Genomic DNA, 13,383 nt, shown 5'->3' with positions numbered 1-13,383 from the left:
AGTCCTCTTGCCAGAAACGCTTTTCAGCCTGCCTGAAGACGGCGGCAGAGATCGTCGAGTTGTTCGAGCGTGGCGTAACTGATGCGGACCTCACCGCCTTTCTCCCGATGGCGGATGGAAACACCGAGCCCCATCTTATCGGAAAGCAGCTTCTCCAGAGCGACGGTGTCTGCATCCTTCTCTCTGGATACGGCCCTGCTCTTCGTCTCGGGCGCCGCGCCGACGGGCACCTGCGCGAGCGCCTCGGCTTGTCTCACCGACAACCCCTCATTGACGATCCTCTCCGCCAGGGCCCGGGGATTCTCCGCCGTCACGAGCGTCCGCGCATGGCCGGCGGACAGGGCGCCGTCCGCCAGCATCTGTCGCACCTCGTCCGGCAGCCGGAGCAGCCGGAGGGTATTGGCTACATGGCTGCGGCTCTTGCCAATCACCTGGGCCAGGTCGGCCTGCGTATACTGATGTTCCTCGATGAGGCTCTGGTAGCCACCGGCCTCTTCCAGTGGGTTGAGGTCACTGCGCTGGACATTCTCGATGATGGCCAGTTCGAGCGCCACGCGGTCGTCCACTTCGCGGACGATGACGGGAACACGGGTGAGCCCGGCTTGTTGCGCCGCGCGCCAGCGACGTTCGCCAGCGATGATCTCGAAGCGGCCCGACCCGCTCGGACGCACGACGATCGGCTGCACCAAGCCGTGCTCCCTGATCGACTGCGCGAGATCCGAGAGTTCCGCCTCCGGAAATCGCCGACGGGGATTTCGTGGATTCGGGGAGAGGAACTCGATCGGAACCTTCCTGTCCGGCTGCGCCATCTCGCGTTGCGGATCGGCTGGCTTGTCCATTTCGCCGATCAGCGCTGCAAGTCCGCGCCCCAGCCGCTTTCTCGATAGATCTTCGCTCATCGCAGGTAATTCCGGTCGAAGGTTGAAAATATCAGGCGGCGCGCAGCTGCCGCTCTCTCCTGATGACCTCGGAAGCAAGTTGAAGATAGGCTTGGCTGCCGCTGCACTTCAAATCGTAGAGGATCGCCGGCTTGCCATAGGAGGGTGCCTCCGAGACCCGGACATTCCGGGGAATGACAGTCTGGTAGACTTTCTCTCCCATATGGAGCCGGACGTCTTCGACGACCTGATTGGCGAGATTGTTCCGACCGTCATACATGGTCAGCACGATTCCCTGGATTTCCAGATCCGGATTGATGCTCGCCTGGACTTCGCTGATCGTTTCGAGAAGCTGGCTGAGCCCTTCCAGGGCGAAGAACTCGCACTGGAGCGGCACGAGCACCGAATCGGCCGCGGCCATAGCATTCACCGTGAGAAGGTTGAGCGACGGCGGGCAGTCGATCAGGACATAGGAATAGTCGCCAGAGATCGACTTCGGGCCGTGCAATGCCTTTCGCAGGCGCAGGGCGCGGTCCGGCGCACCGGCGATTTCCATTTCGACACCGAGGAGGTCCATGGTCGAAGCCACGACGGACAGCTGAGGTACGGCAGTCTTCATCGCCGCTTCCACGACTGACACGTTACCGACGAGCACGTCGTAGGAGGAAAGGTCGCGGTCCTTGCGGTCGATGCCGAGGCCTGTGCTTGCATTGCCTTGGGGATCGAGATCGATGATGAGGACGCGCTCGCCGATCGCCGCGAGCGCTGTAGCAAGGTTGATGGCGGTTGTGGTCTTGCCCACTCCCCCCTTCTGATTTGCGATCGTGATGATGCGTGCGCCGCCCAGCATCTGTCTTCCTGCTCTCGCTCGTTAGACCCTGCGCCGGACGCTTCGAATTTCCAGGATGACGCTTCCGGCGTCGACGGCGCTCTTGTGTTCTACCAGATCGAGATTCCACGTGTCAGTGGCTAGTTTCAATTCTGCACGGTAATCCCGACCTTTATGGAAAAATCCGATCGTCCGGCTCCCCAGCCAAGATTCGCAAAGGCTCACCAACGCCGATAAGCTTGCCACAGCCCGGGCACTGACTGCATCCGGCGGCGCATGTGTCGCGATGTAGTTCTCCGCGCGGTCGCAGATGATCTGGGCGCTGGGGGCGAGTTCCGCCAGCGCATTCCGGAGAAAGGAGGCCTTTTTTGCGTTCGATTCCACCAGGGTTACGGATCGCGCTTGGTGTCCTTCGGCAAGGATGCCGAGGATTGCGCCCGGAAAGCCGCCGCCAGACCCGATATCCACCCACCTTTCTATCTCCATTGCCTTCGTGAGGCCGGCCAGTTGGGCGCTGTCGAGGATGTGCCGGGACCAGACATCAGTCAGCGTCGACGGCGCAGCCAGATTCATCCGGTCGGCCCAGCGAAGAAAAATCCGCTCGAATGCCTCTAGCCGTTCGAAAGTTTCACGTGAAACAGTGCCAGCAACCGCGCAAAGCGCGGCGAATCGGTCCTGGCTCACGACGCGAGTCGCCGGTGTGCACGGTCTTCCGCGCGAATCGAAGCAACGAGGAAAGCGAGCGCAGCCGGCGTCATCCCCTCGATCTTCTGGGCGTCGGCAATAGAGCGTGGCTTCCGTGCGATCAACTTCTGCTTCAATTCCGTCGAGAGACCCGAAAGCCGCTCATAATCGAAATTCCCGGGAATGCTCATGGCTTCTTCGCGCCGCATCAGCAGGATGTCCGCTTCCTGCCGATCCAGATAAACGGCATATCGTGCATCCGTTTCGATCAGTTCGGCTATGTCGGAGCGTATCGTGAGCATCTCCGGCCAGATCGCCGAGAGCCGCTCGATCGTCACGTCCGCGTAGGACAGGAGCTCATACGCACTCCTCCGAACCCCGTCCGCATTCACCGCGAGCCCATGCCGCCGTGCTTGATTCGGCGTGACGTTCCAATCCCTGCACATCTGCATGGCCCGGCCGAAGGCTTGAATCTTCTGCTCAAACAGCTCTCTTCGCTTGCCGGACACGATTCCCAAATCGATGCCCTTTGGCGTCAATCGCGTGTCGGCATTGTCCGCTCGCAGCGACAACCGGAATTCGGCCCGCGACGTGAACATCCGATAAGGTTCGGAAACACCCCGCGTCACGAGGTCATCCAGCAACACGCCAATGTAGGACTCGCTCCGGCTGAACACTATGCCGTCCTCGCCAGCCGCCCGTCGGGCGCCATTGATTCCGGCCACCAACCCCTGGGCCGCCGCCTCCTCGTAGCCGGTCGTGCCGTTAATCTGGCCGGCAAGGAAAAGACCCTCTACCGAGTGCATCTCGAGCGTATGGTTCAACTCGCGGGGATCGATATGGTCGTACTCGATGGCATAGCCCGGTTGGAGAAACTCGCTCCGCTCCAACCCCGGTATAGACCTGACCAGTTCCAGTTGAACATCTTCCGGGAGCGACGTCGAAAGACCATTCGGATAGATCGTATCATCGTCCAGCCCCTCCGGTTCCAGGAAGATCTGGTGCGCGTCGCGGTCGGAGAACTTGACGATCTTGTCTTCGATCGATGGGCAATATCTGGGTCCTACGCCCTTGATCGTCCCGGAATACATTGCGGAGCGGTGGATATTCTTCCTTATGATTTCATGAGTACGGACTGTGGAACGCACGATCCCGCATTGGATCTGGGGATTCGTGATCCGAGTGGTCATAAACGAAAACGCGACCGGATCCTCATCCGCGGACTGCATCTCCATGCCCGACCAGTCGATCGAATTGCGTTGTAGGCGCGGCGGCGTGCCGGTCTTCAGCCTCCCCATCCTGACCCCTTGTGAACGAAACCAACGACTTAGGCCGATGCTTGCCTTTTCGTTCATTCGGCCGGCCGTGAACTGGCGTTCGCCGATGTGGATGAGTCCACCGAGGAAGGTTCCTGTCGTCACCACGATCGCGCCGCAACTGACCTCCTCGCCATTCGCCAGGACGACGCCGTTGACGCGTCCGCCCGCAACAAGAATCTCTCCAACTTCTCCTTCGATGACGTCCAGACCGGGCTGCGCCTCGATTTCCGATTGCATCGCTTGCCGGTAGAGTTTCCGATCAGCCTGGGTCCGTGGCCCGCGGACCGCCGGCCCCTTACGCCGGTTGAGGAGGCGGAACTGTATCCCGGCGGCATCGGCGACTCGGCCCATCAAGCCGTCCATGGCGTCGATCTCGCAAACAAGGTGCCCCTTTCCCAGGCCACCAATCGCCGGGTTGCACGACATCACGCCAATCTTGTCTGCATCCAGCGTGACGAGCACCGTCCGGGCACCGTACCGCGCTGCCGCCGAAGCTGCCTCGCATCCGGCATGGCCGCCGCCGATGATCAGGACATCATATCGCACAAGGATACTCCTTCTACACATGAGCGACCCATGGCGCGCTCGCATGTTTCACGTGAGTCACGTTGTTGACGCTACCGATGTTTCACGTGAATCACTTCCCGACGCAGAAACGGGAGAATATCACGTCGAGGAGGTCTTCCACATCCACATCGCCTATGATCCTACCCAGCGCAAGACTTGCACCGCGCAGGAGTTCGGCCTGAAGTTCAAGACCAAGGTTCCTCGCAGCGGAAAACTCCCCGAGCAGCCTCTCTGCCTCCCGAAGATGCACGAGATGCCGTTCGCGGAAGGGCACGAATCCTCCGGTCGCGCCCGTCGCCTTCGTGGCTCGTTCTTGTAGAAGAGCCAACAACGCGTCCAACCCTTCTCCGGTTTTCGCCGAGACGGCCAGGTGACCGGGATCGGGCGGATCCCCAACCGAGACGCGTTCGTCCAGATCAATCTTGGTCAAGACAACGATTTCGTCGGTATATTCGTCTTTCAGTCCGAAAGATGGAGGCGCCGTGATATCCTGCAGACGCAGAACCAGATGAGCCGAACCCGCCGCATGTCGCGCCCGTTCGACGCCTTGTTGTTCGACTTTGCCCGCACCTTCCCTGATGCCTGCGGTATCCGTGAGGACGATCTTCATGCCCCCGAGATCAAGGTTGACCACGACGAGATCGCGCGTGGTTCCGGGCTCGTCCGACACGATCGCCACATCCCGCTTAACCAACGCATTCAGGAGGCTGGACTTTCCTGCATTCGGCGGACCGATCAAAGCGACCTGGAAACCTTCGCGGAGGATCTCCGCCGTACTGTAGCCCTCGATGTGGCTGAGGATCTCCTGACGCAGTTCGGTGACCGAGGATAGTACCGTCGACCCGATCGATTCCGGAATGTCCCCCTCGTCGGCAAAGTCGAGTTCCGCCTCGATCATGGCGCGCGTGTGAATGATCCTCTCCCGCCAGCCTTGGTAGAGCGCTGCCGTCCTGCCGCCCGTATTCGCGACGGCGAAACGTCTTTGGCCCTCGGTCTCGGCTTCAATGAGATCGCCGAGCGCCTCGGCGCCCGTAAGGTCGAACTTGCCGTTCAGATAGGCCCGCCGCGCGAACTCACCGGGATCGGCGGGGCGCAGGCCGGCAATGGAGGAGAGTTCTTTTAACAATGCCGCGACGACGGCCTTGCCGCCGTGGCTGTCGAGTTCCGCCGCGTCCTCGCCGGTGAAACTGGCCGGCGCGGCGAAGTACGAAACGAAGCCTCTGTCGATCTGCTCGCCGCTGCTGTTGCGCATCGTCGCCAGTACGAGCTGCCGCGGTTCCGGTACGAAGCCGACGATCCGCGTCAACGCTTCGCGCACATGGGGACCCGACAACCTTATGACTGCGACCGCAGAGGGCAGCGCGCCGGAAGACAGGGCGTAGATTGTTTCCCGGAACATCATGTGATCTGCGGGCAATCGCTTCACCGCTCAATACGAGCGAAATTAGCAGCCAGTAATTTAGAGCAGTACGCCCTTTTTGACCCTAATAGTTCAGGTATTCATCGAATCGAAGAAGTCCGCGTTGCTTTTCGTTTGCTTCAACTTGTCGATGAGGAACTCGATCGCATCGGTTGTGCCCATCGGCGAGAGGATGCGTCGAAGCACAAATATCTTCTGGAGGTCCTGCCTCTGCACGAGAAGATCTTCCTTTCTCGTCCCGGATTTCAGGATGTCCATTGCGGGGAAGATGCGCTTGTCGGCGACCTTGCGGTCGAGCACGATTTCCGAATTGCCAGTTCCCTTGAACTCCTCGAAGATGACCTCGTCCATACGGCTTCCGGTGTCGATGAGGGCCGTCGCGATGATCGTCAGGGACCCGCCTTCCTCGATGTTGCGCGCCGCGCCGAAGAAGCGCTTCGGTCTCTGCAGCGCGTTCGCGTCGACGCCACCCGTCAGCACCTTGCCGGACGAGGGCACCACGGTGTTGTAGGCGCGTCCGAGCCGGGTGATCGAATCGAGCAGGATGACGACGTCCCTGCCGTGCTCCACCAGGCGTTTGGCCTTCTCGATGACGATCTCGGCGACCTGAACGTGGCGGACGGCCGGTTCGTCGAACGTCGAAGAGACGACCTCGCCGCGTACCGAGCGCTGCATGTCGGTCACTTCTTCGGGCCGTTCGTCGATCAGGAGCACGATCAGGAAGCACTCGGGATGATTGGAGGTGATCGAGTGGGCGATGTTCTGGAGGAGGACGGTCTTGCCGGTCCGCGGCGGCGCCACGATCAGTCCGCGCTGTCCCTTTCCGAGCGGCGCGACGAGGTCGATGACGCGCGAAGAGATGTCCTTGGTCGTCGGGTTCTCAAGCTCCATCTTCAGCCGCTCGTTCGGATACAGCGGCGTCAGATTGTCGAAATGGATCTTGTGCCTGATCTTCTCCGGATCGTCGAAGTTGATCGTGTTGACCTTCAACAGCGCGAAGTAGCGCTCCCCTTCCTTCGGACTACGAATCGGACCTTCGACGGTATCGCCGGTCTTCAGCGAGAACCTCCGGATCTGCGAAGGCGAAATATAGATGTCGTCCGGGCCCGGCAGGTAGTTGGCATTCGCGGATCGAAGAAAGCCGAATCCATCCTGTAGGACTTCGACAACGCCGTCTCCGATGATTTCGATGTCCTGTGCCGCAAGCTTCTTCAGGATCGCGAACATCAGCTCCTGCTTGCGCATGACGCTGGCGTTCTCGACTTCCAGCGATTCGGCGAACGCAATGAGATCGGTCGGCTTCTTGTTCTTGAATTCCTGTAGTTTCATTTCCTGCATGGAAAAACTCTGAATGTGCGAGGGGATACAGCGGGGTGCGGCAACTGCCGGCGGCGAACTGGATGCGGCTCGGCTGCGCTGTACAGGGAGGAAGCCGGTCTTTTATAGCCGACATGACGCCAGCGCAAGAAGGCTTTTTGGCAGTCTCAGAATGGTTTGACGATCACGAGAATCACGATCGCGATCATCAGCACGGTAGGGCCTTCGTTCATCAGGCGCCAGTGCCGCGCGGACTTGTCGTTACGGTCCTGCGCGAACTTCCTGACGGCGGCCGAGAAATAGCCGTGAAGGCCCGACAAGAGGATCACAAGCAGGATCTTGGCGTGAAGCCATCCGGCCTGGAACCGGAAGCCTTCCCAGGCAAGCCAGAGCCCGAAAACCCAGGTGACGGTCATCGCCGGATTAATGATGACCCGCAGGAGCCTTTGCTCCATCGTCTTGAATGTCTCGGACTGGACCGAACCGGGCTCGGCGTCGCAGTGGTAGATGAACAGCCGGGGGAGGTAGAGCATCCCCGCCATCCACGAGATAACCGCGATAACGTGGATCGCCTTCGCCCAGAGATAGAAATTGTTCGGGTCGATTGCAAACAGCACCGCCGTCAATGCGAGGAAGACCGCGATGGCAATCGCTGCCCGACGAGCGGCGGTGCGTCCAGTAGAAGCGCCGTCCTCCATTCCCGCTAGCGCCTTCTCACTTCGGCGATCATCGCCTCGACATGCTCGATAGGCGTTTCCGGCGTTATGCCATGCCCGAGATTGAAGATGAAAGGGCCGTCCGCGAGCGCTTCGAGGATGGTCGTAACGCCCTCGGAAAGGGCCTTGCCGCCGGCGACAAGCCGCATGGGATCGAGATTGCCTTGAACGGCGCCCTGCGCCTGTAACCGGCGCGCCTGCGAGAGCGGCACGGCCCAGTCCAGCCCCAGCGCCTGGACGCCGGTGTTCGCCCTGTATCCGTCGTAGAGGCTGCCGGCGCCTTTGGGGAACCCGATGATGGGGGTGGCAGGATGGGCCTCCCTGATCTTCCTCACCATCTTCGCAACCGGGGCCTCGCAGAACGAGCGGAACGAAGCCTCGTCGAGCACGCCGGACCAGCTGTCGAATATCTGGACAGCGTCGGCACCATTGTCGATCTGGCGGATGAGATAGTCCGCGGAGACCTCGGCGAGGATATCCAGGAGCCTGGCGAAGGCCTCGGGGTGCTCGTAGGCGAACAGGCGCGCCGGGGCCTTGTCGGGCGTCCCTTTCCCAGCGATCATGTACGTGGCGACCGTCCAGGGTGCCCCACAGAACCCGAGGAGTGTCGTCTCGGCCGGCAGTTCACGGCGCAGGCGCCTGACCGTCTCGTAGACGGGTGCCAGACGGGCGTGAAGTTCATCCGTCTCGAGCCTTTCGATGCCACTCTCGTCGATCGGCGTCATCAGGGGTCCCTGCCCCTCCTCGAAGCGCAGGTCTCGGCCCAGCGCATGGGGAACGACGAGAATGTCGGAGAAAAGGATGGATGCGTCGAAGCCGAAGCGCCGGATCGGCTGCAGGGTCACTTCGACGGCGAGATCGGGGTTGTAGCAGAGATCGAGGAAGTTCCCGGCTTCTTTCCGCACGTCGCGATACTCGGGCAGATAGCGGCCGGCCTGGCGCATCATCCAGATGGGAGGAGGATAGACGGCTTCGCTGTTCAGGACGCGCATCATCCGTTGTTCGACTGCCATCTGCGTCACCTCTCCGCCCTCAATGAAAAAGAGAATCTCTTTTTTAAGGAATCTGATTGTTCTTAGACTCTGTCGGAATCGGGGATATCGGCTTTTCCCCATCGGCGCCAGCGAGGCAGCGGCAAAGTCCTAGCGTGCACAGTGTCGCGGCGGCATTGGTGATAGCGGGGATAAGCCGCGATCATACAGCCGGAACAATCGGTTGGCTTATGCCCGGTAGTAGTGGTGAAACCATCGTCGCCGGGACGAATCACCAACCCAAGCCCTTCCCTCCCCAGCCCGCCGGATAATTCCACAGCCACCCGAATTGTGGATGAAACCGCTTCTGATACAGTCGCGCCGGCCGTGCCACGCGGACTCGTCGAACCATCCCCCGTTTCCCACAGGACAGGCATCTCCCCTGTGAACAAGCCCCGGAACTTCTTCCATCTCCACCTCATATCGGACGCCACCGGCGAGACGCTGCTGGCCGCGGGCCGGGCGGCTTCGGCCCAGTACAAGGACGCGCGTGCGATCGAGCACATCTATCCGCTGATCCGTACGGAACGGCAGCTTGCGGCGGTTCTCCAGGAGATCGACAGCGAGCCTGGGATCGTCCTCTACACGATCGTGGACCAGCCGCTCGCCCGGATGATCGACGAGAGTTGCGCGGCCATGGGGCTTCCGTGCGTCTCGGTGCTCGAACCGGTTCTCACCGTCTTCCAGTCCTATTTGGGGGAACCGGCCGGCCGTCGCGTTGGCGCGCAGCACGTGCTCGATGCCGAATATTTCCGCCGCATCGACGCGCTGAACTTCACCATGGAACATGACGACGGACAGCTGCCGACGGACATAGACGAGGCCGACATCGTGCTCGTCGGCATTTCCCGGACATCCAAGACGCCGACGAGCATCTATCTCGCCAACCGCGGCATCAAGACCGCGAACCTGCCGATCGTGCTGGGCGTCGACATCCCCGACAGCCTGAAACAGGCGAAGCGCACGCTGATCGTCGGGCTCATCGCTTCCGCCGAACGCATCTCGCACGTGCGACAGAACCGTATTCTGGGCACCGGTGCCGGATATGACGCCGAGCGCTATGCCGATCGTTCCGTCATCTCCGAGGAACTGACGTATGCCAGACAGATCTGCAATCGTTACGGCTGGCCTATGATCGACGTCAGCCGCCGCTCCATCGAGGAAACCGCCGCCGCCATTCTTGCGTTGCGCGGTCGTAACCGGTAGCGGGACCACGACGAAGGAGAGCCGACATGCGCGACCAGATCATCCTCGCATCGGGCAGCCCGTTCAGGCGCAAGCTGCTTGAGGATGCCGGCGTGACGTTCCAGGTCGTCCGGCCGGAGCTCGACGAAAGGGCTCTCGAAGCTCCCTTGGCGAACTCGGGCGCAGGCCCGGAGGACATCGCCGCCGTCCTTGCCGAGGCGAAAGCGGTCGCTGTGAGCGAGGCGCATCCCGGCGCATTCGTCATCGGCTCGGACCAGACGCTGTCGCTCGCGGACGAGGTCTTCCACAAGCCGAAGGACATGGAAGGCGCGCGTCGGCATCTTCTGCGCCTGTCTGGCAGGACGCACCACCTGAACAGCGCAGTGGTCATCGTCCGGAACGGCGAGACGATCTGGCGTCATGTTGCGGTGGCAGCCATGACCATGCGCGACCTCGATCCGGGTTTCGTCGGACGCTATCTCTCGGCCGTAGGCAACGATGCGCTATCCAGCGTTGGCGCCTATCAGGTCGAGGGTCGCGGCATCCAGCTCTTCCAAAAGATAGAGGGCGACTATTTTACCATCGTCGGCCTGCCGCTTCTTCCTCTGCTGTCCGAACTAAGGTCGCTGGGCGCCATCGATGGCTGACGGCCGGAAGCGGGCATTCGTCTGCGGACATCCGGTGGCGCATTCGCGATCGCCGCTGATCCACGGCTATTGGCTGAAGACGCTCGGTCTGGCCGGCGACTACGTGGCGGTCGATGTCGCGCCAGCGGTATTTGAGACATTCATCCTGGGCTTGGAAGCTGAAGGTTATGTCGGCGGCAACGTCACCATTCCGCACAAGGAGGCAGCCTTCGTGCTGACGGACGTCGTCGACGAGGCCGGAGAGATCATCGGCGCGATCAACACGGTATGGCTGGAGGATGGCCGGCTTTGCGGCACGAACACGGACTGGTCAGGCTTCTCCGCCAATCTCGATGCCCGTGCACCCCAATGGAGCGCTGGCGGCACGGCGGTTGTGCTCGGCGCGGGCGGAAGCGCGCGCGCGATCGTCCATGCGCTAGCGGCGAACGGTTACCGGGACATAAGGGTCGTAAACCGCAGCCTCGCGCGGGCGAGCGAGCTCGCCGACCGCTTCGGTCCGAAAGTCACCGCGCACGGCTGGGCCGCCGCGCCCGAACTTCTCGCCGATGCCGACCTGCTCGTAAACACCACGCCGCTCGGCATGGCGGGAGACGCGGGCGAGGCGATCGACCTCGCACCACTGCCCGATCATGCAGTCGTCACCGACATCGTCTACGTTCCGCTCATCACGCCGCTGCTCGCCGACGCCCGCGCACGGGGATTGGCCGTTGTCGACGGCCTCGGAATGCTTCTTCACCAGGCCGTGCCCGGCTTCGAGCGCTGGTTCGGCACCCGGCCCTGCGTGACGGACGAGCTGCGGGCGCTCGTCGTCGCCGACATGGACCTGCGCAAGTGATCATCCTCGGACTGACCGGCTCGATCGGAATGGGCAAGTCGACCACCGCAAAGATGTTCGCCGATTTCGGCGTGCCCGTGCACGATGCGGACGTCACCGTGCATGAACTCTATCGCGGCGAGGCCGTACCGCCCATCGCCGAGGCCTTTCCCGAGGCGGTCAAGGACGGGGTGGTCGATCGCACCCGGCTCGCCCAGTCGGTGCTGAGAGACGGCGAGGCCATCAGGAAGCTGGAGGCGATCGTCCATCCTCTCGTCCGGAAGGCCGAAGCAGAATTCGTGCGCCTGCACGAGCAGCGAGGCGCCGCGCTCATCGTACTGGACATCCCGCTGCTCTTTGAGGCCGGCGGTGCGGACCGCGTCGACCGGATCGTCGTCGTCACGGCGTCTCCCCAGGTGCAGCGGGAGCGCGTGCTCAAGCGGCCGGGCATGACGGAGCAGAAGTTCGAGGCCATCCTCACCAGGCAGCTACCCGACGCGGAAAAGCGCGCACGTGCCGATTTCGTCATCGACACGGGGCTGGGCATGGAGCATGCCCGCGAAGCCGTCGCCGGAATAATCGGTGAACTGACGGGCAAGCCGCCAGGTTGAGCGGGTACAATTCCCATCGAAATAGGCTAAAGTTGGCGCGATCACGAATCGGAGCCTGACGCTTGCGCGAAATCATCTTCGACACCGAAACCACGGGTCTCGACCCGCTGGAGGACCGCGTCATCGAGATCGGCGGCGTGGAGCTCGTAAACCGCTTCCCCTCCGGCCGTTCCATCCATTTCTACATCCACCCGGGAGATCGGCAGATTCACCCGGAAGCCCAGGCGGTGCACGGCATCAGCCTGACGGATCTCGCCGGAAAGCCCCGTTTCGCCGAGATCGTGGAGGAGTTCCTGGCTTTCATCGACGGTGCGAAGCTCGTCGCCCACAATGCGACGTTCGACATGAACTTCCTGAACCAGGAACTGAAGCGGGTCGGCATCGAGCCGCTGCTTCCGGATCGCGTGGTCGACACGCTGGCGATGGCCCGCCGCAAGCATCCGATGGGTCCGAATTCGCTGGACGCGCTGTGCAAGCGGTATGCGATCGACAACAGTCGCCGCACAAAGCACGGAGCGCTGCTCGATTCCGAACTGCTGGCGGAAGTCTACATCGAACTCGTCGGCGGCAAGCAGGCCGCGCTCGGGCTGGAAGTCGTCGAGGCGGCGGTAGAGGTCGATGCCGGGGGCATGAGCGTGGTTGCGGCGGTCGCGCGGCGCCGGATCCCTCTCGCGCCGCGTCTTCTCCCTACTGAACGTGCCGCGCATGCGGCGATGGTCGAGGGGCTCGGGGAATCCGCGATCTGGAAGCGGATCGCGATGCCGGAGGGCCGGGAACCGGCCTCGGGCTTCACGCAGGCTGCGGAATGACGACGGCGCCGGCCGTCAGCTGACCTGGACCTTGGACCGCGCCTGGTCCTCGGCGATCTTCTGCTGGAACATCTGCGCGAAATCGATCGGGTCGAGCATCAGCGGCGGGAAGCCGCCATTGCGCGTCGAGTCGGCGATGATCTGGCGCGCGAACGGGAAGAGAAGCCGCGGGCACTCGATGAAGAGCACCGGCAGGACGTGTTCCTTCGGGAAGTTCGCGACCCGGAAAACGCCGCCATAGATGAGTTCGACGTTGAACAGGACACTCTCGTCCACCGTCGCCTTGGCGTTCAGCGTCAGCGTAACGTCGTATTCGGTGCCCGACATCGGGTTGGCGTTCACGTTGACGTTGATCGCGATGTTCGGCGCCTTGTCGCGACTGCGCAACGTGTTCGGCGCGCCGGGGCTCTCGAAGGAAAGGTCCTTGACGTACTGTGCGAGCACGTTCAGCGCCGGCTGAGCGCCGTTGCCGGCATTCACCGCGCCCGCCGCGCCATTCTCGTTGTTCTCGTTCGCCATGCGGTCGTTCCTTCTCCGATACAGCCGCCCGGGCGGC

Annotated in this window: 14 protein-coding genes; 5 read left to right on the top strand and 9 right to left on the bottom strand. The window is 62.1% G+C overall.

Going from position 1 to position 13,383, the window contains the following annotated elements:
* Positions 1 to 23 precede the first annotated feature (23 nt).
* The 8 genes from ABGN05_RS08490 to hemE form a co-directional block, all read right to left on the bottom strand.
* Positions 24 to 899: a ParB/RepB/Spo0J family partition protein gene (locus ABGN05_RS08490; RefSeq protein ID WP_367954344.1), complete on the bottom strand. Its 876-nt coding sequence runs from the start codon at positions 897 to 899 to the stop codon at positions 24 to 26.
* Between the two features lie 31 nt (positions 900 to 930).
* A complete protein-coding gene (locus ABGN05_RS08485) occupies positions 931 to 1,728 on the bottom strand; it encodes a ParA family protein (RefSeq protein ID WP_367953578.1) in 798 nt (265 codons plus the stop codon).
* Positions 1,729 to 1,749: 21 nt separating this feature from the next.
* Entirely contained in the window at positions 1,750 to 2,391 is a 642-nt protein-coding gene (gene rsmG, locus ABGN05_RS08480) for a 16S rRNA (guanine(527)-N(7))-methyltransferase RsmG (RefSeq protein WP_367953577.1), read from the bottom strand.
* Positions 2,388 to 4,277, bottom strand: coding sequence for a tRNA uridine-5-carboxymethylaminomethyl(34) synthesis enzyme MnmG (mnmG, locus tag ABGN05_RS08475; RefSeq protein ID WP_367953576.1), 1,890 nt, complete (start codon positions 4,275 to 4,277; stop codon positions 2,388 to 2,390). Before mnmG ends, rsmG begins: the two co-directional genes overlap by 4 nt.
* Positions 4,278 to 4,347: 70 nt before the next feature.
* Positions 4,348 to 5,679 carry a tRNA uridine-5-carboxymethylaminomethyl(34) synthesis GTPase MnmE gene (gene mnmE / locus ABGN05_RS08470; protein WP_367953575.1) on the bottom strand — a complete coding sequence of 444 codons (1,332 nt, stop codon included), beginning with the start codon at positions 5,677 to 5,679 and terminating at the stop codon, positions 4,348 to 4,350.
* A gap of 90 nt (positions 5,680 to 5,769) precedes the next feature.
* Positions 5,770 to 7,035: a transcription termination factor Rho gene (gene rho / locus ABGN05_RS08465; protein ID WP_367953574.1), complete on the bottom strand. Its 1,266-nt coding sequence runs from the start codon at positions 7,033 to 7,035 to the stop codon at positions 5,770 to 5,772.
* A 146-nt stretch (positions 7,036 to 7,181) separates the two neighbouring features.
* Positions 7,182 to 7,712: a protoporphyrinogen oxidase HemJ gene (gene hemJ / locus ABGN05_RS08460; RefSeq protein WP_367953573.1), complete on the bottom strand. Its 531-nt coding sequence runs from the start codon at positions 7,710 to 7,712 to the stop codon at positions 7,182 to 7,184.
* 5 nt (positions 7,713 to 7,717) lie between these two features.
* The gene (gene hemE, locus ABGN05_RS08455) at positions 7,718 to 8,743 is read right to left on the bottom strand and encodes a uroporphyrinogen decarboxylase (protein WP_367953572.1); all 1,026 of its coding nucleotides are present in this window, start codon (positions 8,741 to 8,743) and stop codon (positions 7,718 to 7,720) included.
* 402 nt (positions 8,744 to 9,145) lie between these two features.
* Between hemE and ABGN05_RS08450 the strand changes: the two genes are divergently transcribed.
* The 5 genes from ABGN05_RS08450 to dnaQ all read left to right on the top strand — a co-directional run bounded on the left by ABGN05_RS08450 (position 9,146) and on the right by dnaQ (position 12,827).
* Positions 9,146 to 9,967 carry a pyruvate, water dikinase regulatory protein gene (locus tag ABGN05_RS08450; protein ID WP_367953571.1) on the top strand — a complete coding sequence of 274 codons (822 nt, stop codon included), beginning with the start codon at positions 9,146 to 9,148 and terminating at the stop codon, positions 9,965 to 9,967.
* Positions 9,968 to 9,993: 26 nt separating this feature from the next.
* Positions 9,994 to 10,593, top strand: coding sequence for a Maf-like protein (locus ABGN05_RS08445; RefSeq protein WP_367953570.1), 600 nt, complete (start codon positions 9,994 to 9,996; stop codon positions 10,591 to 10,593).
* Complete coding sequence (locus tag ABGN05_RS08440) at positions 10,586 to 11,428, top strand: shikimate dehydrogenase (protein ID WP_367953569.1); 843 nt, start codon at positions 10,586 to 10,588, stop codon at positions 11,426 to 11,428. The genes ABGN05_RS08445 and ABGN05_RS08440 overlap by 8 nt, the downstream gene beginning before the upstream one ends.
* A complete protein-coding gene (gene coaE, locus ABGN05_RS08435; protein ID WP_367953568.1) occupies positions 11,425 to 12,018 on the top strand; it encodes a dephospho-CoA kinase in 594 nt (197 codons plus the stop codon). The genes ABGN05_RS08440 and coaE overlap by 4 nt, the downstream gene beginning before the upstream one ends.
* A gap of 62 nt (positions 12,019 to 12,080) precedes the next feature.
* Entirely contained in the window at positions 12,081 to 12,827 is a 747-nt protein-coding gene (dnaQ, locus tag ABGN05_RS08430) for a DNA polymerase III subunit epsilon (protein WP_367953567.1), read from the top strand.
* A 15-nt stretch (positions 12,828 to 12,842) separates the two neighbouring features.
* Here dnaQ and secB read toward each other — a convergent pair whose 3' ends face one another.
* A complete protein-coding gene (gene secB / locus ABGN05_RS08425; RefSeq protein ID WP_367953566.1) occupies positions 12,843 to 13,346 on the bottom strand; it encodes a protein-export chaperone SecB in 504 nt (167 codons plus the stop codon).
* Positions 13,347 to 13,383 lie beyond the last annotated feature (37 nt).

The organism is Aquibium pacificum, assembly GCF_040839445.1.
GTDB lineage: Bacteria > Pseudomonadota > Alphaproteobacteria > Rhizobiales > Rhizobiaceae > Aquibium > Aquibium pacificus.
This window is presented reverse-complemented; position numbering and strand designations above follow the sequence as displayed.

Excerpts from the sequence above, each read along its gene's own strand:
- ABGN05_RS08440 (WP_367953569.1), top strand. The coding sequence starts at position 10,586 with ATGGCTGACGGCCGGAAGCGGGCATTCGTCTGCGGACATCCGGTGGCG.
- hemE (WP_367953572.1), bottom strand. The coding sequence starts at position 8,743 with ATGGCAGTCGAACAACGGATGATGCGCGTCCTGAACAGCGAAGCCGTC.
- mnmE (WP_367953575.1), bottom strand. The coding sequence starts at position 5,679 with ATGATGTTCCGGGAAACAATCTACGCCCTGTCTTCCGGCGCGCTGCCC.
- hemJ (WP_367953573.1), bottom strand. The coding sequence starts at position 7,712 with ATGGAGGACGGCGCTTCTACTGGACGCACCGCCGCTCGTCGGGCAGCG.
- rho (WP_367953574.1), bottom strand. The coding sequence starts at position 7,035 with ATGCAGGAAATGAAACTACAGGAATTCAAGAACAAGAAGCCGACCGAT.
- ABGN05_RS08490 (WP_367954344.1), bottom strand. The coding sequence starts at position 899 with ATGAGCGAAGATCTATCGAGAAAGCGGCTGGGGCGCGGACTTGCAGCG.
- secB (WP_367953566.1), bottom strand. The coding sequence starts at position 13,346 with ATGGCGAACGAGAACAACGAGAATGGCGCGGCGGGCGCGGTGAATGCC.
- mnmG (WP_367953576.1), bottom strand. The coding sequence starts at position 4,277 with ATGTGTAGAAGGAGTATCCTTGTGCGATATGATGTCCTGATCATCGGC.
- ABGN05_RS08485 (WP_367953578.1), bottom strand. The coding sequence starts at position 1,728 with ATGCTGGGCGGCGCACGCATCATCACGATCGCAAATCAGAAGGGGGGA.
- ABGN05_RS08445 (WP_367953570.1), top strand. The coding sequence starts at position 9,994 with ATGCGCGACCAGATCATCCTCGCATCGGGCAGCCCGTTCAGGCGCAAG.